This is a genomic window from Streptomyces sp. NPDC090741 (genome assembly GCF_044769045.1).
Classification (GTDB): domain Bacteria; phylum Actinomycetota; class Actinomycetes; order Streptomycetales; family Streptomycetaceae; genus Streptomyces.
In genome coordinates this window covers 148682-175186 of record NZ_JBIVXF010000019.1, presented here as the reverse complement: position 1 = coordinate 175186, position 26505 = coordinate 148682, and the positions used below count along the sequence as shown (strand labels likewise).

The 26505-nt window shown below is 75.3% G+C and carries 1 protein-coding gene and 2 pseudogenes; all 3 read right to left on the bottom strand.

Annotated features, from left to right (window positions below):
- Window positions 1-10677: an SDR family NAD(P)-dependent oxidoreductase gene (locus ACIQU4_RS36625; protein WP_403740383.1), complete on the bottom strand. Its 10677-nt coding sequence runs from the start codon at window positions 10675-10677 to the stop codon at window positions 1-3.
- 45 nt (window positions 10678-10722) lie between these two features.
- Window positions 10723-15624: pseudogene (locus ACIQU4_RS36620) on the bottom strand (type I polyketide synthase); the annotation flags it as partial.
- A 63-nt stretch (window positions 15625-15687) separates the two neighbouring features.
- Window positions 15688-26379: pseudogene (locus tag ACIQU4_RS36615) on the bottom strand (beta-ketoacyl synthase N-terminal-like domain-containing protein); the annotation flags it as partial.
- Window positions 26380-26505 lie beyond the last annotated feature (126 nt).

Genomic DNA, 26505 nt, shown 5'->3' with positions numbered 1-26505 from the left:
TCACATTCCCTGTATCGCGTCGTCCAGCCCGAGACCGTCGAGCGCCATGTTGATCAGACTCTCGGCGTCCATGTCGTCGATCGCCTCTTCCTCCGCGGCGACCGCCTTGGACTCCGTGGTGTGCGTTCGTCCGTCGGCGAGTTCGAGGAGCGTGTCCACCAGGCCCAGCTCGCGCAGACGGGCCATGGGGACCGTCTGGAGCAGGCGGCGGATCCTGCCCTCGTCGGAGTCGGGGTCGGCCGCGTCGCCGGTCCCGTCACCGCCGTCCTTCGGCCGGAGCTCCTCGGCGAAGTACTCGGCGAGGGCCTGGGAGTTGGGGTAGTCGAAGACGAGCGTGGCCGGCAGTCGCAGTCCGGTGGCCTCGGCGAGGCTGTTGCGGAATTCGACGGCGGACAGCGAATCGAATCCGAGCTCCTTGAACTCGCGGCTCTTGCCGATGGACGTCGCTCCCGCGTGGCCGAGGATCGCGGCCGCGTGGGCCCGTACGAGATCGACCAGCTCGTCGGTACGGGCGGCCTCCGACAGGCCGGCCATCCGGCGGCGGAACGCCGCCACGTCGGCCGTGGAGCCGGAGTCCGCGCGGCGGCGGGAGCGGGCGGGCACCAGGCTCCGGAAGAGGTCCGGGAGGTCGGTGGCGCTCCGCATCGCCTTCGTGTTCAGCAGGATCGTGACGAGCGCGGGTGCGCCGAGGGCGTGGGCCGCGTCGAACACCTCGGTGCCCGCGCTGCCCGACAGCGTCTCGATGCCGATCCGGCTCATGCGGCCGCTGTCGGCGGCGGCCAGCTCGCCGGCCATGCCGCCGCCTGCCTCCTCGGCCGCCCACGGTCCCCAGGCGAGGGCCTGGGCGGGCAGGCCCTGGGCGCGGCGGTACGTCGCGAGGGCGTCGAGGAAGGCGTTGGCGGCCGCGTAGTTGGCCTGGCCGGGGTTGCCGAGGACGCCGGCGACCGAGGAGAAGAGGATGAACGCGGCCAGGTCCAGGCCCGCGGTCAGCTCGTGCAGGTGCAGGGCCGCGTCGACCTTGGGCCGAAGGACCGCGGTCACGCGCTCGGGCGTCAGCGAGGCGAGGATGCCGTCGTCCAGGACGCCGGCCATGTGGATCACGCCCGTGAGCGGGTGTGCGGCCGGGACGGCCGCGAGGAGTGCGGCGAGGGCCTCGCGGTCGGAGGTGTCGCACGCGGCGATCTCCACCTCGGCGCCGAGCGATGCGAGTTCCGCGAGGAGTTCGGCCGCGCCCTCGGCCGCCGGGCCGCGACGGCTCGTCAGCAGCAGGCGGCGCACACCGCGTTCGGTGATCAGGTGCCGGGCGAACAGGCGGCCCAGCATGCCCGTACCACCGGTGATCAGCACCGTGCCGTCGGCGGCGAACTCCGCGGGCCCGGCGGTGTCGGCCTCCGCCGCCGCTCGTACGAGGCGCGGGGCGTGGACGGCTGCGGACCGCAGCGCTGCCTGCGGTTCGCCGGAGGCCACCGCGAGGGCGGCGTCCGTGAAGTCCGCGGCATCCGTCGCGTCCGTGTCGAGGAGGACCACGCGGCCGGGGTTCTCCGACTGGGCGGTCTTCACCAGGCCCCAGACGGCGGCGCCGGCGAGGTCGCTCACCTCCTCGTCCGCCACCGCGACCGCGCCGCGGGTCCGGACGACGAGCGTCGAGCCCTCGAAGGCCTCGTCGGCCAGCCACTGCTGGAGGACCTCCAGGGCCTGGCCGACGGCGGTGTGCACGGCGTCGGCGCCCACACCGGCGGGCGCGTCCCAGACGACGGTGTCCGCGAGCGGGCCGTCGCCGAGGGACTGCCATGCGGCCACGGACCGGCCCTCGACAGCCGCGGCCTGCGGCTGCGGCTGCGGCTGCCAGTCGATCCGGAACAGCGCGTCCCGGACGACCGAGCGGCCCTCCGCGCCCAACTGGTCGGGGGCCAGCGGGCGCAGCATCAGCGAGGCGAGCGAGGCCACGGGGACCCCGGAGGCGTCCGCGAGGTCGACCGCGACCGAGCCCTCGCCGCGGGCGGAGACCCGTACGCGCAGGGCGGCGGCTCCCTCCGCGGCGAGCGAGACCCCGGAGAGGGCGAACGGCAGGGCGGCCTCTCCGCCGGTCACGCCGGAGAGGGCGACCGGGTGCAGTGCCGCGTCGAGCAGCGCGGGGTGTACTCCGTATCCGTCCGGTTCCACGCCGTCGGGCAGCGCGACCTCGGCGTACACGTCGTCTCCGGAGCGCCAGGCGGCCCGCATGCCCTGGAACACGGGCCCGTAGGCCAGGCCCGCCTCGGCCACGTCGGCGTAGAACCCGTCGAGGTCGACCGGCTCGGCGCCGGCGGGCGGCCAGGCCGTCGCGTCGAAGGGGCGTACGGGCTCGGCGGCGGCCGCGCCGAGCGTGCCCACCGCGTGCCGGACCCAGGGCAGGTCCTCGTCCTCGCCGCGCGAGTGGAAGGTCACCGGGCGACGGCCCGCCTCGTCGGGGGCGCCGACCGCGACCCGTACCGCGACTCCGCCGTGCTGCGGGAGCACCAGCGGCGCTTCCAGCGTCAGTTCGTCCACGGCCGGGCAGCCGATCCGGTCGCCCGCCTGGACGGCCAGCTCGATGAAGCCGGTGCCGGGGAAGAGGACGGTCTCGCCGACCTTGTGGTCGGCCAGCCAGGGCTGGGCGGAGACGGCGAGGCGGCCCGTGAGCACGATCCCGTCCGTCTCCGGCGTGGAGATCACCGCGCCGAGCAGGGGGTGGTCGACGGTCGAGAGGCCGAGGGAGGTGGCGTCGCCGCCGCCCTGGCCGCCCTGGATCCAGAACCGCCGGCGCTGGAAGGCGTACGTCGGCAGGTCGACGCGGCGGGCCGCGGTGGCGCCGTAGTACGCCTGCCAGTCGATGCGCGTGCCCGAGGCGTGCAGGTGGGCCAGCGCGGTGAGCAGGGTGCGGGACTCGGGGCGGTTCTTGCGCAGGACCGGCTCGACGACGACCTCCTCGCCGTCGAGGGTCGTACGGGTCAGGGCGGTCAGGACGGCGTCGGGGCCCAGTTCGACGAAGCGGGTGACGCCCTGGTCGTGCAGGTGGCGGACGGTGTCGGAGAAGCGGACGGCCTCGCGCAGGTGGCGGGTCCAGTAGTCCGGGGTGCCCCAGTCCTCGCTGATCTCGCCATGGACGCCGGAGACCACGGGGATCTTCGGCCGGTGGTACGTCACGTTCTCGGCGACCAGGTGGAACTCGGCGAGGACCGGGTCCATGAGCGGCGAGTGGAAGGCGTGCGAGACGCGGAGCCGGGTGGTCTTGCGGCCGAGCCCGGTGAAGACGGCGGTGATCGCGTCGACCGCTTCCTCCTCGCCGGAGACCACGATCGAGCGCGGGCTGTTGATCGCGGCGATCCCGACCGTGTCGCCCAGGTGCGGCAGGACCTCCTCCTCCGCGGCCTCGATGGCGGCCATGGCGCCGCCCTCGGGCAGGGCCTGCATCAGGCGGCCGCGGGCGGCGACGAGGCGGGCCGCGTCCTCCAGGGACAGGACCCCGGCCGCGTGGGCCGCGGTGATCTCGCCGATGGAGTGGCCGGCCAGGAAGGCCGGGCGGACGCCCCAGGACTCGACGAGCCGGAAGAGGGCGGTCTCGATGGCGAAGAGCGCGGGCTGGGTGTAGGCGGTGCTGTTCAGCAGCGCCTCGTCCTCGGCGGACTCGCCCCACATCACCTCGTACAGCGGGGTGTCGAGGTAGGCGTCGAGTGCGGCCACGACCTCGTCGAGGGCGCGGGCGAACACCGGGAACGCGGCGTGCAGTTCACGGCCCATGCCCGGGCGCTGAGCGCCCTGACCGGTGAACAGGAAGGCCGGCTTGCCCTCCCGTACCGCGCCCCGGACCACGCCGGCGCCGGTGAGGGTGGTGGCGGGCGCGCCCTCGGCCAGCACGGACAGTCCGGCCAGCAGCTCCTCGCGGCTCTCGGCGACCACCGCGGCGCGGTGCTCGTGCGGGGTGCGGGAGGTGGCCGCCGAGTAGGCCAGGTCGGTCAGGGAGAACTCCGCGTCCTCGGTGACGTGGGCGTGGAGGCGCTCGGCCTGCTCGGTGAGGGCCTGCGGGCTGCGGGCCGACAGCACGACCGGTACGAGCGGCAGTTCGCTGTGCTCGCCGGCCGGGGCCGTCGCGGCGGGGGCGGGGGCCTCTTCGAGGATGACGTGGGCGTTGGTGCCGCTGAGGCCGAAGGAGGAGATGCCGGCGCGGCGCGGGCGGCCGGCCCGGGCGGGCCAGTCGACCGGCTCCTGGAGCAGCTTGACGTTGCCCGCCTCCCAGTCGACGACCGGGGTGGGCTCGTCGACGTGCAGGGTCTTCGGCATCAGCCCGTGGCGCAGGGCCTGCACCATCTTGATGACGCCGCCGACGCCGGCGGCGGCCTGGGTGTGGCCGAGGTTGGACTTGAGGGAGCCGAGCCACAGCGGCTTGTCCTCGTCGCGGTCCTGGCCGTAGGTGGCGAGGACGGCCTGGGCCTCGATCGGGTCGCCGAGGGTGGTGCCGGTGCCGTGGGCCTCGACGACGTCGACGTCGGCCGTGGTCAGTCCGGCGCTCTCCAGGGCGGTGCGGATGACCCGCTGCTGCGAGGGGCCGTTGGGGGCGGTGAGCCCGTTGGAGGCGCCGTCCTGGTTGACGGCGGAGCCGCGTACGACGGCCAGGACCCGGTGGCCGTTGGCGCGGGCGTCCGAGAGCCGCTCGACGACGAGCACGCCGACGCCCTCGGACCAGGCGGCGCCGTCGGCGGCGCCCGCGAAGGACTTGCAGCGGCCGTCCTTGGCCATGCCCTTCTGGCGGCTGAACTCGACGAAGACCTCGGGGTCGGACATCACGGTGACGCCGCCGGCCAGGGCGAGGGCGCACTCGCCGGACCGCAGCGCCTGGATGGCCAGGTGCAGGGAGACGAGGGAGGAGGAGCAGGCGGTGTCGACCGTCATGGACGGGCCTTCGACGCCGAGGACGTAGGAGACCCGGCCCGAGGCGATGCCGCCCGTGGACGCGTTGTGCGCGTAGTCGTGGTACATCATCCCGGAGTAGACGCCGGTCCTGCTGCCCTTGAGGGTGCGCGGGTCGATGCCGGCGTCCTCGAACGCCTCCCAGGACGCCTCCAGCAGCAGGCGCTGCTGCGGGTCCATGATGAGCGCCTCGTTGGGGCTGATCCCGAAGAAGTCGGGGTCGAAGTCGCCCGCGTCGTGGAGGAATCCGCCCTGGGCCACGTAACTGGTGTCGGGGCGGGCGCCGGTCGGGTCGTAGATGCGGGCCAGGTCCCAGCCGCGGTCCTGCGGGAAGTCGGAGATCGCGTCGACGCCGTCGGCGACGGCCCGCCACAGGCCGGCGGGCGAGGTGATGCCGCCGGGGTAGCGGCAGGCCATGCCGACGATGGCGATGAGGTCGTCGTCGGCGGCCCGGGCCGCGGCCCTGCGGGTGGCGGGCTGCGCGGCGGCCGGCAGTCCGGACACCTCGGTGAGCAGGTGGCGGGCGAGGGTCAGGGGGTTGGGGTAGTCGAAGACGACGGTGGCGGGCAGGCGCAGGCCGGTGGCCTCGGCGAGGCCGTTGCGGAACTCGACGGCGCGCAGGGAGTCGAAGCCGAGCTCCTTGAACGCCCGCTCCGGCTCGATGGCCTGGGTGGAGCTGAAGCCCAGTACGTCGGCGACCTGGCGCAGCACCAGCTCGACGAGGACCTCCTCGCGGTCGGCCTCGGGGAGGGAGGCCAGCCGCTGCTGGAGGGCGCCGGCCTCGATCTTCCCGCCGGCCTTGCGGCGGGCGGTGACCGGGGCGAGGGAGCGGAACACCTCGCGGGCGCTCGCGCCCTGGGCGCGGATCGCGCCGAGGTCCAGCTTGACGGGGACCAGCGTGGCGTCGCCCGCGGCGCGTGCGGCGCGTGCGGCGTCGAAGAGGGCGACGCCCTCTGCGGAGGAGATCGGGTAGACGCCGCCCTGAGAGATACGGGAGCGCTCGGCGTCCGTGAGGGCGCCGGTCATACCGCTGGCCTCGCCCCAGAAGCCCCAGGCGAGGGACTGGGCGGGCAGGCCGTGGGCCTGGCGGTGGGCGGCGAGGCCGTCCAGGAAGGCGTTGGCGGCCGCGTAGTTGGCCTGGCCGGGGTTGCCGAAGATTCCGGCGACGGAGGAGAAGAGGACGAAGGCCGCGAGGTCGGCGTCGGCGGTGAGCTCGTGCAGGTTGAGGGCCGCGTCGACCTTGGGGCGCAGGACGGCGTCGACGCGCTCGGGGGTGAGCGAGCCGAGGATGCCGTCGTCGAGTACGCCGGCGAGGTGGATGACCCCGGTGAGGGGGTGCTCGGCGGGTACGGCGGCCAGGAGGGCGGCGAGCGCGCCCCGGTCGGCGGCGTCGCAGGCGGCGATCTCGACGTGCGCGCCCAGTTCCGTGAGCTCGGCGGCGAGTTCGGCGGCGCCCTCGGCGTCCGGGCCGCGGCGGCTCGTCAGCAGCAGGCGGCGCACGCCGTGTTCGGTGATCAGGTGCCGGGCGAAGAGCCGGCCCAGCATGCCGGTGCCGCCGGTGAGCAGGACGGTGCCGTCGGCGGCGAACGCGGGGGCTTCGCATTCGTCGGTGGCGGCGGAGCGGACCAGGCGCGGGGCGTACGCGATGCCGTCGCGGACGGCGATCTGGGATTCGCCGGCGGCGTACGCGGTGAGGACGTCGGCTTCGGTGGCCGCGTCGGCGAGGACGATGCGGCCGGGGTTCTCGGACTGGGCCGATTTGACCAGGCCCCATACGGTGGCGCCGGCCAGGTCGGTGACGTCCTCGCCGGTGCGGGCGGCGACGGCGCCGCGGGTGCGGACGACGAGGACCGATCCGGCGTACCGCTCGTCGGCGAGCCACTCCTGGGCGACGGCGAGGGCGGCGTGCGCGGCGGTGCGGGCGGCCTCGGCGCCGGTACCGGCGGGGGCGTCCCACAGGACCACGTCGGCGGGTTCGGCGTCCTCGGACCGCGCCGCCTCCCACGTCGTGAGCGAGGCCTCGGCGGTGGCCGCCGGGAGGGCCTGCCAGTCGATGCGGAACAAGGCGTCCCGGGTGAGGGAGCGCTCCTGGGCGAGCCGGTCGTCGGTGAGCGGTCGCAGGACGAGGGAGTCCACCGAGGCGACGGGCTGCCCGGCGGAGTCGGCGAGGTCGACGGCGACCTCACCCTCCCCCAGCACGCTGACCCGGACGCGGACGGCGGCGGCGCCCTCGGCGGCGAGGGTGACCCCGGACCAGGCGAACGGCAGGGCCGCCTGGTCTCCGGTGACGCCGGTCAGCGCGACGGTGTGCAGGGCCGCGTCGAGCAGCGCCGGGTGCAGTCCGTACGCGGAGCCGTCGGCGGCGTCGGGCAGGGCGGCCTCGGCGTACACGTCCTCGCCCAGGCGCCAGGCGGCGGCCAGGCCCCGGAACACGGGCCCGTAGTTCAGGCCCTCCGCGGCGACGTTCTCGTAGAACCCGTCGAGGTCGACGGGCTCGGCGCCGACGGGCGGCCACGCGGTGGTGTCGAAGGGGCGGGCGGGGGCGGCGGTGCGGCCGAGGGTGCCGACCGCGTGCCGGGTCCAGGACAGGCCGGTGTCCTCGCCGCGCGAGTGGACGGTCACGGCCCGGCGGCCGGCCGGGTCGGGGGCGTCGACGGTGACCCGTACGGCGACTCCGCCGCGTGCGGGCAGCACCAGCGGGGCCTCCAGGGTCAGTTCCTCGACGGTGGTGCAGCCGGACCGGTCGCCGGCCAGGACGGCCAGTTCGACGAAGCCGGTGCCGGGGAAGAAGACCTGGTCGCCGACCCGGTGGTCGGCGAGCCAGCCGTGGGTGGCGGTGGAGAGGCGGCCGGTCAGCGTGAGGCCCTCGCTGTCGGGCGCGGTGACGACGGCGCCGAGCAGCGGGTGGCCGGCCGGGTCGAGGCCGGCGGCCTCGACGTCGCCCGCGGCGGCGGGGGCCGGCGCCCAGTAGTGCTCGCGCTGGAAGGCGTACGTCGGCAGGTCGACGGGGCGGGCCGGCGCGGCGCCGTGGAAGAGGCTCCAGTCGACGGGCGCGCCCGCCACCCAGGCCTCGGCCAGCGAGGTGGCGAACCGCTCGATGCCGCCTTCGCCGCGGCGCAGCGAGCCGACGGGCGCGGCGCTGACGCCGACGGCGGAGACGGTCTCGGCGAGGCCGACGAGCAGGCCGGGGTGGGGGCTGGCCTCGACGAAGACGGTGAAACCGTCGTCGAGGAGGGCACGGGTGGTCTCCTCGAAGAGGACGGTCTGGCGCAGGTTGCGGTACCAGTAGTCGGCGTCGAGGGTGGCCGTGTCGACGGGGGCGCCGACGACGGTGGAGTAGAAGGAGACGTCGGCGGAGCGGGGGGTCACGCCGGAGAGGGCTTCGCGGACCTCGTCGCGGATCTCCTCGACGAAGACGGAGTGCGAGGCGTAGTCCACGGGGATCTTGCGGGCCTGGACCCCGTCCGCCTCCAGGTGGGCGTACAGCGCGTCGAGGTCGTCGGGGTGGCCGCAGACGACGACGGAGGTGGGGCTGTTGACGACGGCGAGCTGGAGACGGCCGTCCCAGCGGGCGATGAGCTCACGGACCTCGGCGGAGGGCAGGCGTACGGACATCATGCCGCCGCGGCCGGCCAGCCCGGACCGGATGATCTTGCTGCGGAGGGCGACGACGCGAGCGCCGTCCTCCAGGGACAGGGCGCCGGCGACGGTGGCCGCCGCGATCTCGCCCTGGGAGTGGCCGACGACGGCGGCCGGTTCGACGCCGAAGGAGCGCCACAGCTCGGCGAGCGAGACCATGACGGCCCACAGCACCGGCTGGACGACGTCGACCTCGTCGTACGTGGGGGCGCCGGGCTCACCGCGTACGACGTCGAGCAGGTCCCAGTCGGTGAACAGGGCGAGGGCTTCGGCGCACGCCCGCATCCGCGCGGCGAACACCGGTGAGGAGTCGAGGAGTTCGACGGCCATGCCGATCCACTGCGAGCCCTGGCCGGGGAAGACGAAAGCGACCTGCGGGGAGCCGGAGGCGGTGCCGCGGACCAGGTGCGGGGCCTTGCCTGCGTCGGCGAGGGTGTCGAGCCCGGCCAGCAGGGCGTCCCGGTCGCCTCCGAGGACGACGGCGCGGTGGTCGAAGGCGGTGCGGCGGGTGATCAGGGCGTGGCCGATGTCGCGCGGGTCCTCGGCGGCGTTCTGGTCGGCGGCGCGCTCGCGGACGAAGGCGGCCAGCTTGGCGGCCTGTCCGCGCAGGGCCTGGGCGCCGCGCGCGGAGACCACGTACGGCAGGACCGGGGAGGCGACGGCCGCGGCGGCCGGGGTCTCGGCGGGCTCCTCGGAGGCGACCGGCGCGGGCTCCGGCGCCTCCTGGATGATGACGTGGGCGTTGGTGCCGCTCAGGCCGAACGCGGAGACGCCGGCGGTGCGGGCGTGGTCCTCGGCCTTCGGCCAGGGCAGGGCCTCGGTCAGCAGCTCGACGTGGCCGGCGTTCCAGTCGACGTGGCCGGACGGCTCGGAGACGTGCAGGGTGCGCGGCATCAGGCCGTTGCGGATCGCCATGACGGTCTTGATGACGCCGCCGACGCCTGCCGCGCCCTGGGCGTGGCCGATGTTCGACTTGAACGAGCCGAGCCGCAGCGGCCGCTGGGCGGTGTGGTCCTGGCCGTAGGTGGCGAGCAGGGCCTGCGCCTCGATGGGGTCGCCGAGGGTGGTGCCGGTGCCGTGGGCCTCGACGAGGTCGACGTGGGCGCCGGGGATCTCGGCGTTGGCCAGGGCCTGGCGGATCACCTTCTGCTGGGCGGGGCCGTTGGGCGCGGTCAGCCCGTTCGAGGCGCCGTCCTGGTTGATCGCGGAGCCCTGGATCACCGCGAGGACCTCGTGCCCGTTGCGGCGGGCGTCGGAGAGGCGCTCCAGGAGGATGACGGCGGCGCCCTCGGCCCAGCCGGTGCCGTCGGCCGCGTCGGAGAAGGCCTTGCAGCGGCCGTCGGGCGACAGGCCCTTCTGCTTGCTGAACGCGACGAACGGGGACGCGGTCGACATGATCATCACACCGCCGGCCAGGGCGAGCTTGCACTCGTTCTGGCGCAGCGCCTGCGCGGCGAGGTGGATCGCCACCAGGGAGGAGGAGCAGGCGGTGTCGACGGTGAAGGCGGGGCCTTCCAGGCCCAGGGTGTAGGAGACGCGGCCGGAGATGACGGACGAGGCGCGGGAGGTCGCCATGAACGCCTCGACGGCCTCCGGGACGCCTTCCTCGTAGTCGCCGTAGTCCTGGATGCCCGAGCCCATGTAGACGCCGACCTGGCTGCCCCGCAGGGTCTCCGGGTCGATGCCGGCGCGCTCGAAGGCCTCCCAGGCCACTTCGAGGGTGAGGCGCTGCTGCGGGTCGGTGCCCTCGGCCTCCAGCGGGCTGAGCCCGAAGAACCCGGGGTCGAACATGCCGGCGTTCTCCAGGAAGCCGCCCTGGTGGACGTAGCTCGACCCGGGGGCGTCGGGGTTCGGGTCCATCAGGGTCTCGAGGTCCCAGCCGCGGTCGGTGGGCATGCCCGCCACGGCGTCGCGGCCCTCGGCCACCAGCTGCCACAGCTCTTCCGGCGTGGTGATCCCGCCGGGGAAGCGGCAGCTCATGGCCACGATCGCGATCGGCTCCCGCGTCTGAGCCTCGACGTCCTGGAGCCGCTGCCGGGTCTGGTGCAGATCGGCCGTGACTTTCTTCAGGTAGTCGAGGATCTTCTCGTCATTTGCCATGTCGGGTCTCACCGAGTCCTTTTGATGAATGTGTCGGCAACGTGCTCGGGGGCTCGGTCAGGCCAGGCCGAGTTCTCTGTCGATGAAGGCGAAGACGTCGTCCGCCGAGGCGGATTCGAGCTGGTCGCGGACCATCTCGCCGGTTCCCTGGAGGTCGGTGAGCCTGCCGACCAGGGCCTGCAGCCGCGAGGTGATCCGGCTGGAGCGGATCTGCTCGATGTCGAGGGATGCGGCGAGCTCCTCGAAGCGGTCCAGCTCGGTGAGCACGTCGGCCGGGCCGCCGTCGCCGTCCTGGAGCAGCTCGGTGCGCAGGAAGGCGGCGAGCGCGGCGGGGGTCGCGTAGTCGAACACCATCGTGCTCGGGAGGTTCGCGCCGGTCGCCTCGTTCAGGCGGGCCCGCAGTTCGACGGCGGCGACGGAGTCGAAGCCGAGGTCCTCGAAGGCGCGGGTCGGCTCCAGCTCCGCCGGGGAGTCGTAGCCGAGCAGGGCCGCGACCTTGCCGCGGACCAGGTCCAGCAGGGCGCGGGTCTGCTCCGCCTCCGGCTTGCCGGCCAGCGAGGCCACCAGTGCGGATCCGCCGCCCGCCGCCGCGCCGTCGGCGGCCCCGGCGAGGATGTCGCGTACCTCGGGCAGGGCGTTGAGCAGCGGGCGGGGCCGGGCCAGGGTGTACGTGGGGACGAAGCGCTCCCAGTCGAACTCGGCGACCACCAGGTGGCTCTCGTCGTGCTCGATGACCTGGCGCAGGGCGCCGACGGCGATGGAGGGCCGCATGGCGGGGGCGCCGATCCGGCGCATCATGGCGCCCAGTTCTGCGTCGACCATGCCGCCGTCCCACGAGCTCCAGGCGACGGAGGTCACCGTACGGCCCTGGGCGCGGCGGCGGTGGGCGAGGCCGTCGAGGTGGGCGTTGGCGGCGGCGTAGGCGCTCTGGCCGGCGCTGCCCCACACGGCCGCGCCGGAGGAGAAGAGGACGAAGGCGTCCAGCGGGAGGTCGGCGAGCAGTTCGTCGAGGAGGACGGCTCCGGCGACCTTGGCGTGGCCGACCTCGGCGAACTCTTCGAGGGGGAGCTCGGCGAGCGGGGCGATGCGCTGCATCGCGCCGGCCGCGTGGACGACGGCGGTGAGCGGCAGGTCCTCGGGTACGGAGTCCAGGACGCGGGTCAGGGAGGCGCGGTCGGTGACGTCGCAGGCCTCGATGCTCACGCGGGCGCCCAGGGCGGTCAGTTCGGCCTCCAGCTCGTCCATTCCGGCTGCGGCGCGGCCGCGGCGGCTGGTGAGCAGCAGGTGTTCGGCGCCCTCGGCGGCGAACGTACGGGCCACGTGGGCACCGAGGCCGCCGGTGCCGCCCGTGATGAGGACGGTGCCGCGGGGCTGCCAGGTGCGGCGGGGCTCCTGGCCGGCGAGGGGGGCGCGTACGAGGCGGCGTACGAAGACCCCCTGCGGCCGGATCGCGGCGGCGTCCTCGCCGGAGGCGCCGGTGAGCAGGGAGCACAGCTGCCGGGCCGCGGCGGCGTCGACGGCGGCGGGCAGGTCGACGATGCCGCCCCAGGTCTGCGGGAGGTCGAGGGCGAGGGCGCCGGCCAGGCCCCACAGGGGGGTCTGGGCGACGGCCGCGACCTCGTGGGAGCCGGCGACCGCGGCCGCCTCGGCGGTGGCGAGCCACAGCGGGGCGCTGAGCCCGGCGTCGCCGTGGGCTTGTACGAGGGTGATGGTGGCGGCCAGGCCCCGGGAGAGGCCGGGGTGTTCGGGGTGGGTCCGCTCGTCGAGGGAGAGCAGCGAGAGCACCCCGGCGGCGGTGCGCGTACGGAGCGCCTCGGCGAGCGCGGCGCGGTCCTCCCCGTCGGCCTCGACGGTCTCGGGAGCGGCGCCGCTTTCGGCGAGGGCCGCGAGCACGGCCGCGACCCGCGGGTCTGCGGCGGTCTCGGGGGTCACGGCGACGAGCCAGGTGCCGGTCAGGGCCGGGGCGGGCAGGGCCTCGGGGGCGGGCTGCCAGACGACGCGGTAGCGCCAGGAGTCGAGCGTGTACGCGTCGCGGTGGCGGCGGCGCCACTTCGAGAGGGCGGGCAGCACCTCGTTCAGCGGCTCGGCGGCGATCTCCAGCCGGTCGGCGAGCGTGTCGACGTCGGCGTGCTCGACGGAGTCCCAGAAGGCGGTGTCGGCCGGGTCGGCCGCGCCGCCGGCGGCGCCCTGGCCGGCGGCGAGCAGGCCGGGGGTGGCCGGGACGGTGTCGGCCCAGAAGCTGCGGTGCTGGAAGGCGTAGGTCGGCAGCGCCAGCCGGCGGGCCGGGCGGGCGGCCGGGCGGGCCGCGAACAGGGCCGGCCAGTCCAGGGCCGCCCCGCGGGCGAACGCCTGGGCTACGGCGGCCAGGAGCGTGCGCTCCTCGTCGCGGCCGCGGCGCAGGGCGGGCGCGATGACGGCGCCGGACTCGGCCGTGAGCGAGTCGGCGGCCATCGGGGTGAGCGCGGCGTCCGGGCCCAGTTCGAGGAGGATGCGGACGCCGTCTGCTTCGAGGGAGCGCAGGGCGTCGGAGAAGCGGACGGCCTCGCGGACGTGGCGGACCCAGTAGTCGGCGCTCTGGAGCTCGCCCGGCCCGGCCGGGCGGCCGGTCAGGTTCGACACGACGGGGATCCGGGCCTCGTTCCAGGTCACGCTCTGGGCGACGGCGCGGAACTCCTCCAGCATGGGGTCCATGAGCGGGGAGTGGAAGGCGTGCGAGACCCGCAGTTCCTTGGTCTTGCGGCCCTCCTGCCCGAAGTGGGCGGCGATGGCGCGGACGGTGTCCTGCTCGCCGGAGACCACCACCGAGCGCGGGCCGTTGATCGCGGCGATGCCCACGCCGTCGGTGAGGTGGGGGCGGACCTCCTCCTCGGTGGCCTGGATCGCAGCCATCGCGCCGCCCGCGGGCAGGGCCTGCATCAGGCGGCCGCGCGCGGTGACGAGACGGGCGGCGTCGGCGAGGTCGAGGACTCCGGCGGCGTGGGCCGCGGTGATCTCGCCGATGGAGTGGCCGGCCAGCTGGTCCGGGCGCAGGCCCCAGGAGCGGACGAGCCGGAACAGGGCGGTCTCGACGGCGAAGAGCGCGGGCTGGGCGTAGGCGGTGCGGTTCAGGAGCGCCGCCGCGTCCTCGGAGGACTCACCCCACATCACGTCCTTCAGCGGGGTGTCGAGGTGCGCGTCGAGGGCGGCGGCCGCCTCGTCGAGTGCCTCGGCGAAGACGGGGAAGGCGGCGTGCAGTTCGCGGCCCATGCCCAGGCGCTGGGCCCCCTGCCCGGAGAAGAGGAAGGCGGTGCGGACGTCGGGTTCGGCGACGGCGCGGGCCGCGTCGCCCGGGGTGTCGCCCCCGGCGAGCGCCGCAAGGCCCCGTACGAGCTCCTCGCGGTCGGCGGCGAGGAGGACGGCGCGGTGCTCCAGCGCGGCGCGGGTGGTGGCCAGCGACTGGCCGAGGTCGCGTACGGGCGCCTCGTCCCCGGCGGCGTCGAGGGAGGCCAGGTGGTCCAGCAGGTTGGCGGCCTGGGCGCGCAGCGCGTCGGCGGTCTTCGCCGACAGCGGGAGCAGCGCGGGGGCGGCGGTGTCGGGGGCCTCCTCGGCTGCCTCCGGGGCCTCCTCGGCGGGCGCGGCCTCGATGATGACGTGCGCGTTGGTGCCGCTGAGGCCGAACGCGGAGACGGCGGCGCGCCGCGGCTCCCCGGTCTCGGGCCAGGCGACGGCCTCGGTGAGCAGCCGGATGTTCCCCGCCGACCAGTCCACCTTGGGGCTCGGCTCGTCGACGTGCAGGGTCTTGGGCAGGACGCCGTGGCGGATCGCCTCGACCATCTTGATGATGCCGCCGACCCCGGCCGCGGCCTGCGCGTGCCCAATGTTCGACTTGATCGAGCCCAGCCACAGCGGCCGGTCCGCGGGGCGGCTCTTGCCGTACGTGGCGAGCAGCGCCTGCGCCTCGATCGGGTCGCCGAGGGTGGTGCCCGTACCGTGCGCCTCGACCGCGTCGACCTGGTCGGCGGTGAGCTGCGCGCCGGCCAGCGTCTGCTCGATCAGCCGCTGCTGGGAAGGGCCGTTGGGGGCGGTGATGCCGTTGGAGGCGCCGTCCTGGTTGATGGCGCTGCCGCGGATGACGGCGAGCACCGGGTGGCCGTTCCTGCGGGCGTCGGAGAGGCGCTCGACGACGAGCATGCCGGCGCCCTCGCCCCAGCCGGTGCCGTCGGCGGCCGCGGCGAAGGACTTGCAGCGGCCGTTGGGGGCGAGGCCGCGCTCCTGGCTGAAGCCGACGAAGGAGGTCGGAGTCGCCATCACGGTCACACCGCCGGCCAGCGCCAGGCCGCACTCGCCGGCGCGCAGGGCCTTGACCGCCCAGTGCAGGGCGACCAGCGAGGAGGAGCAGGCCGTGTCCACGGTGACCGCGGGGCCCTCCAGGCCGAGGGTGTAGGAGATGCGGCCGGAGGCGATGGAGCCGAGGCCGCCGATCCCGCCGTCGGAGGGGTAGTCGTGGTAGACGACTCCCGCGTACACGCCGGTGCGGCTGCCGCGCAGCGAGTGCGGGTCGATGGTGGCGCGCTCCAGCGCCTCCCAGGAGGTCTCCAGCAGCAGGCGCTGCTGGGGGTCGGTCTCCCGCGCCTCCTTGGGGCTGATCTTGAAGAAGTCGGCGTCGAACCGGTCCGCGTCGTGCAGGAACCCGCCTTCGCGGGCGTACGACTTGCCGGGCGTGCCCGGCTCCGGGTCGTACAGCCCGTCGACGTCCCAGCCCCGGTTGAGGGGGAAGCCGGTGATCCCGTCGCCGCCGGAGGCCACCAGGTCCCACAGGTCCTCGGGGGAACCGATCCCGCCGGGGTAGCGGCAGCTCATCCCGACGATCGCGATCGGCTCGTGCTCGCGGGCCTCGGCCTCGCGCAGGCGCCTCTTGGCGCTCTGCAGGTCGGCGGTGGCGCGCTTGAGATAGTCGCGGAGTTTGTCCTGGTCAGGCATCTGAAGTCAACCAATCTGAAGCCAACTGTGGATCGCGGCGGTCGGGGTCGTTGTCGCGGCGGGTCAGAGCCCGAGCTCCCGGTCCAGTGCCTCGAACAATTCGTCGTCGGTGACCGCCTGGAAGTCCTGCTCCCGGTCGGCCGGTTCCGTGGTGCGGGTGTCCTGCCAGCGGCGCAGTACCGCTTCGAGCCGTGCGGTGATCCGGGCGGGGTCGGCGGCGCCCCCGGCGACGGCCGCGAGGGCCGCGTCCAGCTGGTCCAGCACCTCGGCGACCGCCTGCGTCCCGTCGTTGTCCTCGGGCTGCACGGCGGTGGCCAGGTAGCCGGCGACGGCCCGCGAGGTCGGGAAGTCGAACGCGAGGCTCGCCGGGAGGGCCAGTGCGGTGGCCGCGCCGAGGCGGCTGCGCAGCTCGACCACGGCCAGCGAGTCGAAGCCGAGCTCCTGGAAGGACTGGTCGGCGGCGACGGCGTCGGCCGAGGCGTGGCCGAGCAGTCCCGCCACCTGCGAGCGCACCAGCTCCAGGAGCAGCCGCTCCCGCTCCTCCGCGTCCAGGCCGGTCAGCCGGCGGCGCAGCTGGTCGGCTTCGTCGGCGCCGCCGCGGCCCGACCGGCCGGCCGGGGTGCGTACGAAGCCGGCCAGGACGGCCGGTACCCGGCCGGTGCCCGCCCGGAGGGTGCCGCGGTCCAGGTCGAGGGCGGTCAGGTCCGCCTCGGCGGTGCGCAGCGCCTCGTCGAGCAGGGCCAGTCCGCGCTCGGCGCCCAGGGCGGGCAGTCCGAGCGAGGCCAGCAGGTCCTGCTGGTCGGCGAGGTCGACGGGGTCCGCGGCGGCCTCCCACGGCCCGAAGGCGAGGGTGGTGGCGGGGAGTCCGAGGGTGTGGCGGTGCCGGGCCAGCGCGGTGAGGAAGCCGGCCGCGGCGGCCCGGGCGCCCTGTCCGGCACCGTGCATCAGCCCGGCGGAGGAGGACAGCAGCAGGAAGGCCGCGAGGCGGTCGTCGCGGGTGAGCTCGTGCAGGTTCCAGGCCGCGTCGGCGCTGCGCCGCAGGGCGGCGTCCAGTGCGTCCCCGGCCTGCGCGTCGAAGCGGGCGGCGCCGGCCGGGAGGTCGGCGTGGACGACCGCGACGAGCGGGTGCCCGGCGGGTACGTCGGCCAGCAGCGCGGCGAGCGCGGTGCGGTCGGCGGGGTCGCAGTCGGCCACCACGGTCTCGGCGCCGAGGCCGGCGAGGCCGGCGAGGTCGTCGGGTCCGGCGGGTCCGGCGGGTCCGGCGGCGCTCTCCGTACGGGTGAGCAGCAGGCGGGTGGCTCCGTACTCGGTCACCAGCCGGCGGGCCACGGCGGCGCCGGCGGCGGATGCCGCGCCGGTGACCAGGACCGTCCCGGCCGCCAGGGACGGCGCCTCCCCCTGCGGGGCGGCGGCCTTGGCCAGCCGGGGCACGAGGACCGTACCGGCCCGGATCGCGAACTCGGTGAGCCCGGCGCCGAGGGCGGCGGGCAGCGCCTGCCGGGAGGCCTCGGTGTCGTCGAGGTCGGCCAGCACGAACCGGCCGGGGTGCTCGCTCTGGGCGGCCCGTACCAGACCCCAGACCGGGGCCTGGGCGAGATCGGCGCCCTCGTCCTCGCGGACCGCGACGGCCCCGCGGGTGACGACGGTCAGGGGCGTGGCCGGCGCCTGCTCCTCGTCGAGCCACTGCGCGAGCCGGGCCAGCGTTGCCGCGGCCACGGTACGGGCCCGGGCGGCCGCGTCGGTGTCGGCGGCCCCCTCGGGTACGGGGCATTCGAAGAGGACGGGTGCGTCCTGCGCCGCGGAGCCACCGGCGGGGGCCTGGCTCCAGGTCAGCCGGTAGAGGGCGCCGGGCTGTTCGCCGGTGCGCAGTTCCTCCGCCGAGACGGTGCGCTGGGTGACCGCGCCCGCCGACAGGACGGGACGGCCCTCCTCGTCGGCCGCTTCGAGGGCGAGCGTGCCCTGCGCGTCCCGGATGATGCGGACGCGGAGGGCGGCGGCGCCGGTCCGGTGCACCTGGAGGTCGGTCCAGGAGGCGGTGGCCAGCGGGGCCGGAGCCTCGGTGTCGAGCTGGTCTAGCTGGGTGAGGCGGTCGAGGTGCAGGGCCGCGTCGAGCAGGGCGGGGTGGACGGTGAACCGCTCGGCCGCGGCCTCGCCGGAGCCCGCGTCGGCGGGCAGCGAGATCTCGGCGAACAGCTCGCCGCCGCGCCGCCAGGCCGCGTGCAGGCCCTGGAAGACGGGCCCGTACCCGTAGCCGCGGGCGAGCAGCCGCTCGTACGCGTCGGCCACCGCGACGGGCGCGGCGCCCGCGGGCGGCCAGGCCGACAGGTCGGCGGGAGCGGAGGCGGGGGCGGAGGCGGGGGCGGAGGCGGCGGCGCCCTGGGCGAGGGTGCCTTCGGCGTGCAGGGTCCAGGCGGTGTCCTCGGCGCCCTCGCCGTCCCCGGCCCGGGAGTACACGCTCACCGGGCGCAGGGAGTCCTCGCCGGGCGCGCCCACCACCACGTGGAGGGGGGCGCCGCCCTGCTCGGGCAGCGGCAGCGGGGCGTGCAGGGTCAGGCCGGCCAGCCGGTCGCAGCCGAACTCGGCTCCGGCGCGCAGGGCCAGTTCCACGAAGCCGGTGGCCGGGAGGACGACCGTACCGAGCAGGTCGTGGTCCTCCAGCCAGGGCTGGGCGGCGCGGGCGGGGCGGCCGGTGAAGGTGGCCCCGCCGGTGCCGGGCGCGGGGACGACCGCGCTGAGCAGCGGGTGGTCCACGGCGTCGAGGCCGAGCGATCCGGCGTCCCCGCCACGGCGCTCGTCGAGCGCCCAGAAGCGGTCGCGGCGGAAGGCGTACGTCGGCAGCTCGATGCGCTGGGCGCCGCTGCCGGCGAAGAAGCCGTTCCAGTCGACGTCGACACCGTGGTTGTGCGCCTGCGCGAGGGCGGCCACGAGGGTGTGCTCCTCGTCGCGTTCGCGCCGCGACAGCGCCAGGAACACCGGGGTGTTGCCGGTACCGGTATCGGAATCGGTGTCGGTGAGGCAGGCGGGGCCGAGGCCCGCGAGGACGGCGTCGGGGCCGACCTCGACGAAGGCGGTGGCTCCGGCCTCGGCGAGGGCGCGTACGCCGTCGGAGAAGCGGACGGCCCGGCGGACGTGCCGGACCCAGTACTGCGGGTCGGCGATCTCCTCGGCGCTCATGATCCGGCCGGTCACGTTCGAGACGAGCGGGATCCGGGGCTCGGCCGGGGAGATCCCGGCCGCGACGGCGCCGAACTCGGCGAGCATCGGCTCCATCAGCGGGGAGTGGAAGGCGTGGGAGACGCGCAGCCGGGAGGTCTTGCGGCCCTGGGCCGTGAAGTGCTCCTGGATCGCCAGGACTTCGTCCTCGGCGCCGGAGACGACCACGGACTGCGGTCCGTTGACCGCGCCGATGCTGACGGCGTCGGTGAGCAGGGGGAGCACCTCGTCCTCGGAGGCCTGGACGGCCGCCATGGCTCCGCCGGCCGGCAAGGCCTGCATCAGCCGGCCGCGGGCGGCGACCAGCTCGGCCGCGTCGGCCAGCGACAGCACGCCGCTGACGTGGGCGGCGACCAGTTCGCCGATGGAGTGGCCGGCGAGGAAGTCCGGGCGGACGCCCCAGGACTCCAGCAGCCGGAACAGGGCGGTCTCGAAGGCGAAGAGGCCGGTCTGGGTGTAGAGGGTGCGGCTGAGTTCGCCCGCGTCCTCGCCCCAGACGACCTCGCGCAGCGGCCGGTCCAGGTGCCGGTCGAGCTCCGCGACGGCGGCGTCGAAGGCCTCTGCGAACACCGGGAAGGCGGCGTGCAGTTCACGCCCCATGCCGGGACGCTGGGCGCCCTGGCCGGAGAAGAGGAAGGCGGTGAGACCGCCGGTGGCGGCCCGTACGGAGGCCGCCGCGGCGGGCGCCCCGGACGCGAGGGCGGCCAGGGCCGTGCGGGCCTGCGCGGGGTCGCTCGCGATCAGCGCGGCCCGGTGCTCCATGGGCGCCCGGGTGGTCGCCAGGGAGAACCCGACGTCACGCAGCTCGGCGGCGGGCAGGGTGCCGAGGTGGCTCTGCAGCTGTCCGGCCTGTCGCGCGAGACCCTCCGGGTCACGGGCGGACAACAACCACGGCACGACCCGCGCCGGGGCGGGCGCATCGGCGCCGGCGGGCTCCGCGGAGCCCGGCGCGGCCGCCGGGTCCGGGAGGTCCGGGAGGTCCGGGAGGTCCGGGAGGTCCGGGAGGTCCGGGAGGTCCGGCGCCTCCAGGATGACGTGGGCGTTCGTGCCGCTGATGCCGAAGGAGGAGACACCGGCACGGCGCGGGCGGTCCGAGGCGGGCCACTTGCGGGCCTCGTCGAGCAGCCGGACCGCGCCCGCCTCCCAGTCGACCTGGGCCGACGGCGCGTCGAGGTGCAGGGACTTCGGCATGATGCCGCTCTGCAGCGCCTGCACCATCTTGATGACCCCGGCGACACCGGCCGCGGCCTGCGTGTGCCCGATGTTCGACTTGATGGACCCCAGCCACAGCGGCTCCGCGTCGCCGCGGTCCTGCCCGTACGTCGCGAGCAGCGCCTGGGCCTCGATCGGGTCGCCGAGGGTGGTGCCCGTACCGTGCGCCTCGACGAGGTCGACATCGGCGGTCGACAGGCCCGCGTTGGCCAGGGCCTGGCGGATGACCCGCTGCTGGGAGGGGCCGTTCGGCGCCATCAGGCCGTTGCTCGCGCCGTCCTGGTTGACGGCGCTGCCGCGCAGCACGGCGAGCACCCGGTGCCCGCGCCGCCGGGCGTCCGACAGCCGCTCGATCACGAGGACGCCGACGCCCTCGGACCAGGCGGCGCCGTCGGCCGCCGCGGAGAACGACTTGCACCGGCCGTCCTTGGACAGGCCGCGCTGCCGCGAGAACTCCACGAAGGTCTCCGTGGACGACATCACGGTCACGCCGCCGACCAGCGCGAGCGGGCATTCCCCGGACCGCACGGCCTGCGCCGCGAGGTGCAGGGCGACCAGCGACGAGGAGCAGGCGGTGTCCACCGTCACGGACGGTCCTTCGAGGCCGAACGTGTAGGAGACACGGCCCGAGCCGAGCGATCCGGCGGCGCTGTTGCCCGTGTAGTCGTGGTACATGATCCCGGCGAACACACCGGTCGAGGTGCCCTTCAGCGAGGCCTGGTCGATCGCCGCGCGCTCCAGCGCCTCGTACGCGACCTCCAGCAGCAGCCGGTGCTGCGGGTCCGTGGTCAGGGCGTCGTTGGGGCTCATGCCGAAGAAGGCGGGGTCGAACTCATCGGCGTCGTGCAGGAAACCGCCGTGGCGCACGTACACCTTGCCGGGGGTGCCCGGCTCGGGGTCGTACAGCCCTTCGATGTCCCAGCCGCGGTTGACCGGGAACTCGGTGATGGCGTCGACCTCGTCCTCGACGAGGCGCCACAGCTCCTCCGGGGAGCGGACGCCGCCCGGGTAGCGGCAGGCCATGCCGACGATCACGATCGGGTCGTCGTCATCGGCCGCCGCGCCGCCCGTGGCGGTCGCGGCCGTGGCGGTGGCGGTGGCCGCGGAGCCGGCGAGGAGGGTGTCCAGGTGCTCGGCGACCGCCTGGGCGTTCGGGTGGTCGAAGACGAGCGTCGGGGTCAGCCGCAGTCCGGTCGCGGTGGTGAGCTGGTTGCGCAGTTCCAGTGCGGTGAGCGAGTCGAAGCCCAGCTCGTTGAAGGCGCGATCCGGTCCGACCTCGGCCGTGGTGGAGTGCCCCAGGATCGAGGCCACCTGGCCGCGTACGAGGTCCAGCAGGGCGCGGCGGCGCTCCTTCTCCGGCAGTGCGGCGAGTTCCTGGCCCCGCGTGGCGCTGCGGGCGCCGGTACGGGCCGCGGCGCGGGCGCGCCGGCGGACCAGGGCGGAGAACTGCGCGGGCAGGTCGTCGGCCGCGCGCAGGGCGGCGAGGTCCAGGGCGAGCGGCAGCAGGACGGCGTCGGCCGAGGTGGTGGCGGCTTCGAAGAGGGCGAGGCCGTCGGCGGCGGACAGCGCTCCGATGCCGGAGCGGCGCATGCGCTGGAGGTCGGTGCTGTTCAGCTCCTCCGCCATGCCGTCGCCGCTGACGGAGCCGCCGTCGCCCTCGGTGGCCCACAGGCCCCAGGCGAGCGACTGGCCGGGCAGTCCCTGGGCCCGGCGGTGGGCGGCGAGGGCGTCGAGGAAGGCGTTGCCGGCGGCGTAGTTGCCCTGGCCCGGGTTGCCGAGGACGCCGGCGACCGAGGAGAACAGCACGAAGGCGGACAGGTCCTGGCCGCGGGTCAGCTCGTGGAGGTTCCACGCGGCGTCGACCTTGGGGCGCAGCGCCCCCGCCAGCAGCTCGGGGGTGAGCGAGCCGATGGTGACGTCGCCGAGGACGCCGGCGAGGTGGATCACCGCGGACACCCGGTGGCGGGCGAGCAGCTCGCGCGCCTGGTCCGGGTCGGCGAGGTCGCAGGCGGCGAGGGTGACCTCGGCGCCGAGGCCGGTGAGTTCGGCGTGCAGGGCGGCGGCGCCGGGGGCCTCGGGGCCGCGGCGGCCGACCAGCAGGAGCTCGCGTACGCCGTGCTCGGCCACGAGGTGGCGGGCCACCAGTCGGCCCAGCGTGCCGGTGCCGCCGGCGAGCAGGACGGGGCCGGGGGCGTCGAAGCGGATCGCCTCCCCCGCCGTGGCCCCGGCCGTGGCGCGGACCAGGCGCGGGGCGTGGAGGGCGCCGCCCCGTACGACGATCTCGGGCTCGGCCGCGGCCAGGAGTACGGCGGGATCCACCGTGAGTCCGGCGGAGCCGGGTTCGAGGTCGGCCAGAACGATCCGGCCGGGGTTCTCGGCCTGGGCCGAGCGCATCAGACCGCGCACCGCCGCACCGGCCAGGTCCGTGACGCCCTCCCCGGGCGCGGCGACCGCGCCGCGGGTGACGACGAGCAGGCGGGATCCGGCGAACCGCTCGTCCGCGAGCCACTCCTGTACGCGGGCCAGGGCCCGGGCCGTGGCCGCGTGCACCCGCGCGGCGGTGTCCCCGGCCGTGTCGCAAGCATCGGAGCCCTCCAGGACCAGTACGTCCTGCGCGGGCCGGGTGCGGTCGTCCGCCTCCCACAGGCCCCAGGTCGGCGGGGCGGGAGCGGCGGACCGGACGGGCAGCGGCTGGAGTTCGACGGCGAACAGGGCGCCGCCCGCGGCCTGCCCGGCGGCTTCGGCCTGAACCGGGGCGGCGGCCCGGGAGACCAGCGATTCGACGGAGAAGACGGGGAGACCGTCCGCGTCGGCGCCGTCGAGGGTGATGGCGTCGGGGCCGGAGGGGGCGATCCGCACGCGCAACCGGGTCGCGCCGACGGCGTGGAAACGCACGCCCCGCCAGGCGAACGGCAGCAGCACACCGGAGTCGGATCCGCCCTGGCCGTCGTCGAGCAGCGAGCCGTGCAGGGCCGCGTCGAGGAGGGCGGGGTGGATGCCGAAGCGCGCGGCGTCCTCGTGCGCCTGCTCGGGCAGTTCGACCTCGGCGTACACCGCGTCGCCCTGGCGCCAGGCGGCCTTGAGGCCCTGGAACACCGGCCCGTAGTGGTAACCGCGCTCCTGGAGCAGTTCGTACGCCTCGCCCACGGCCACCTCGGCGGCGCCCGCGGGCGGCCACGCGGTGAGGTCCGCGCCGGACGCGCCGGACGCGGCGGACTCGACGGACTCGACGGCGAGGAGGCCCTGGGCGTGCAGCACCCAGGGGGTGTCGGGCAGGGAGTCCTGGGGCCGGGAGTGGATGAGCACGGGCCGGCGGCCCAGCTCGTCCGGGCCGGCGACCGTGACCTGGAGGGCGACGCCGCCGTGCTCGGGCAGGACGAGGGGGGCCTGGAGGATGAGCTCCTCCAGGGTGGTGTGGCCGACCTGCTCACCGGCGTGCAGGGCGAGTTCGACGAAGCCGGTGCCGGGCAGGAGCACGGCGCCGAGCACGTCGTGGTCGGCCAGCCAGGGCTGGGTGTCGACGCCGAGGCGGCCGCTGAAGGTCAGCCCGTCCGAGTCGGGCGAGGAGATGACCGCGCCGAGCAGCGGGTGATCGGCGGGCGCCAGGCCGAAGGCGGTGGCGTCGCCGCCGCCCGCGAGGTCGGCGATCATCCAGTACCGCTCGCGCTGGAAGGCGTACGTCGGCAGCGCGACCGCCTGCGCGCCGGTCCCGGCGTAGAAGGCGGTCCAGTCGACGGGGGTGCCGGTGGCGTGGAGCCGGGCGAGGGCGGTCAGCAGGGTGCGCGCCTCGGGCCGGTTCTTGCGTACGGCGGGCTCGACGACGGCGTCTTCGCCGTCCAGGGTGTTCTGGGTGAGCGCGGTGAGGATCGCGTCGGGGCCCAGCTCGACGAACGTCTGGACGCCCTTGGCGTGCAGGTGCTGGACGGTGTCGGAGAAGCGGACGGCTTCGCGCAGGTGGCGGGTCCAGTACTCCGGGGTGCCCCAGTCCTCGCTGATCGCGCCGTGGACCCCGGCGACGACCGGGATCCGGGCGGGCTCGTACGTCACGGACTCGGCGACCGCGCGGAACTCGGCGAGGGCCGGGTCCATGAGCGGGGAGTGGAAGGCGTGCGAGACGCGGAGCCGGGTGGTCTTGCGGCCCAGCTCGGTGAAGTGCGCCTGGATCGCCTCGACGGCGTCCTCCGTACCCGAAACGACCACGGAACGCGGGCTGTTGACGGCGGCGATGCCGACGGCGTCGATCAGGTGCGGAAGGATCTCCTCCTCCGTCGCCTGGATGGCGGCCATGGCTCCGCCGGCGGGCAGCGCCTGCATCAGGCGGCCGCGCGCGGTGACCAGGCGGGCCGCATCCTCAAGCGACAGCACCCCGGCCACGTGGGCCGCGGTGATCTCACCGATGGAGTGCCCGGCCAGGAAGTCGGGCCGCACGCCCCACGACTCCACCAGCCGGAACAGGGCGGTCTCGATCGCGAACAGGGCGGGCTGGGTGTAGGCGGTGCTGTTCAGCAGCGCCTCGTCCTCACCCCACATCACCTCGTACAGCGGAGCGTCCAAGTGCACGTCCACGGCCGCGACCACCGCGTCCAGAGCCTGCGCGAACACCGGGAACGCGGCGTGCAGTTCACGCCCCATGCCCGGGCGCTGAGCGCCCTGGCCGGTGAACAGGAAGGCGGAGCGGCCCTCCCGTACGACGTCCTGCACCGCGACCGCCGCCGCCGAGCCCTCGGCCAGCGCCGACAGGCCGGCGAGGAGCTCCTCGCGGTCGGCGCCGACGACGACGGCCCGGTGCTCGTGCGCGGTCCGGGTGGTCGCCGCCGAGAACCCGAGGTCGGTGAGGGACACGTCCGCGTGCCCGGTGACGTGGGCGTGCAGCCGCCCGGCCTGCTCGGCCAGGGCCTTTGCCGAACGGCCCGACAGGGCGACGGGGACCAGCGGGAGGGTACGGATCTCCTCCTGGGCCTCCGCCGCCTCGGCGGCCGGGGCCTCCTCGACGATGACGTGGGCGTTCGTACCGCTGAGGCCGAAGGAGGAGATGCCGGCGCGGCGCGGGCGCTCGCCCGCCGGCCAGGCGACCGGCTCGGTGAGCAGCTTGACGTTGCCCGCCGTCCAGTCGACGTGCGGGGTCGGGTCCTCGGCGTAGAGGGTCTTGGGCAGCAGGCCGTGGCGCAGTGCCTGGACCATCTTGATGACGCCGCCGACGCCGGCCGCGGCCTGCGTGTGCGCGAGGTTGGACTTGAGGGAGCCGAGCCACAGCGGCTTGTCCTCGTCGCGGCCCTGGCCGTACGTGGCGAGCAGCGCCTGCGCCTCGATGGGGTCGCCGAGGCGGGTGCCGGTGCCGTGTGCCTCGACGGCGTCGACGTCGGTGATGGTCAGGCCGGCGTTCTCCAGGGCGCTGCGGATGACGCGCTGCTGGGAGGGGCCGTTGGGGGCGGTCATGCTGCTGGAGGCGCCGTCCTGGTTGACGGCGCTGCCGCGGATGACGGCGAGGACCTCGTGCCCGTTGCGGCGGGCGTCGGAGAGCCGTTCCAGGACGATGACTCCGACGCCCTCCGAGCAGCCGGTGCCGTCCGCGTTCGAGGCGAAGGGCTTGCAGCGGCCGTCGGCGGCCATGCCGCGCTGGTGGCTGAAGTAGAGGAACATGTCCGGCTCGGTCATCACGGTGACGCCGCCGGCCAGGGCGAGCGTGGACTCGCCGGAGTTCAGGGACTGCGCGGCGAGGTGCAGGGCGACGAGGGAGGAGGAGCAGGCCGTGTCGATGGTGACGGCCGGGCCCTCCAGGCCCAGGCTGAACGCCACCCGGCCGGTGACCAGGCTGCCGCCGGTGGTCGCCGCGGCTTCCGTGCCCAGCGCGTAGTCGTGGTACATGACGCCGCCGAAGACACCGGTCTTCGTGCCGCGGAGGGTGTGCGGGGCGATGCCCGCGTTCTCTACGGCTTCCCACGACGTCTCCAGCAGCAGCCGCTGCTGGGGGTCGAGGGTCAGTGCCTCGCGCGGGGAGATCCCGAACAGGGCCGCGTCGAAGTCGCCGGCGTCGTAGAGGAAGCCGCCCTCGCGGGTGATCGTCCTGCCGGGCTTGCCCGGCTCCGGGTCGTACAGGGCGTCGGTGTTCCAGCCGCGGTCCTCGGGGAACGCGGAGACGCCGTCGCGGCCCTCGGCCACGAGCCGCCACAGGTCGTCCGGGGAGGTGACACCACCCGGGTACCGGCAGGCCATGCCCACGACCGCGATCGGCTCACCCGATGACCTGCGCTCCGCCGCGGCGAGCCGTTTGCGGGCCTCACGCAAATCGGTGGTAGCCCGGCGTAGGTACCCGAGAAGCTTCTCCTCGTTGCTCACCGAGCACACCCTCCTATGCCATTCGACGGCGCCGAGGCGAGCTTTGCTTTTCCGTGCACTCGGGGGCAGGAATTCCGACCCTGCGCCGAGTCGGCACGTATGTTCCACAAACTCGCGACG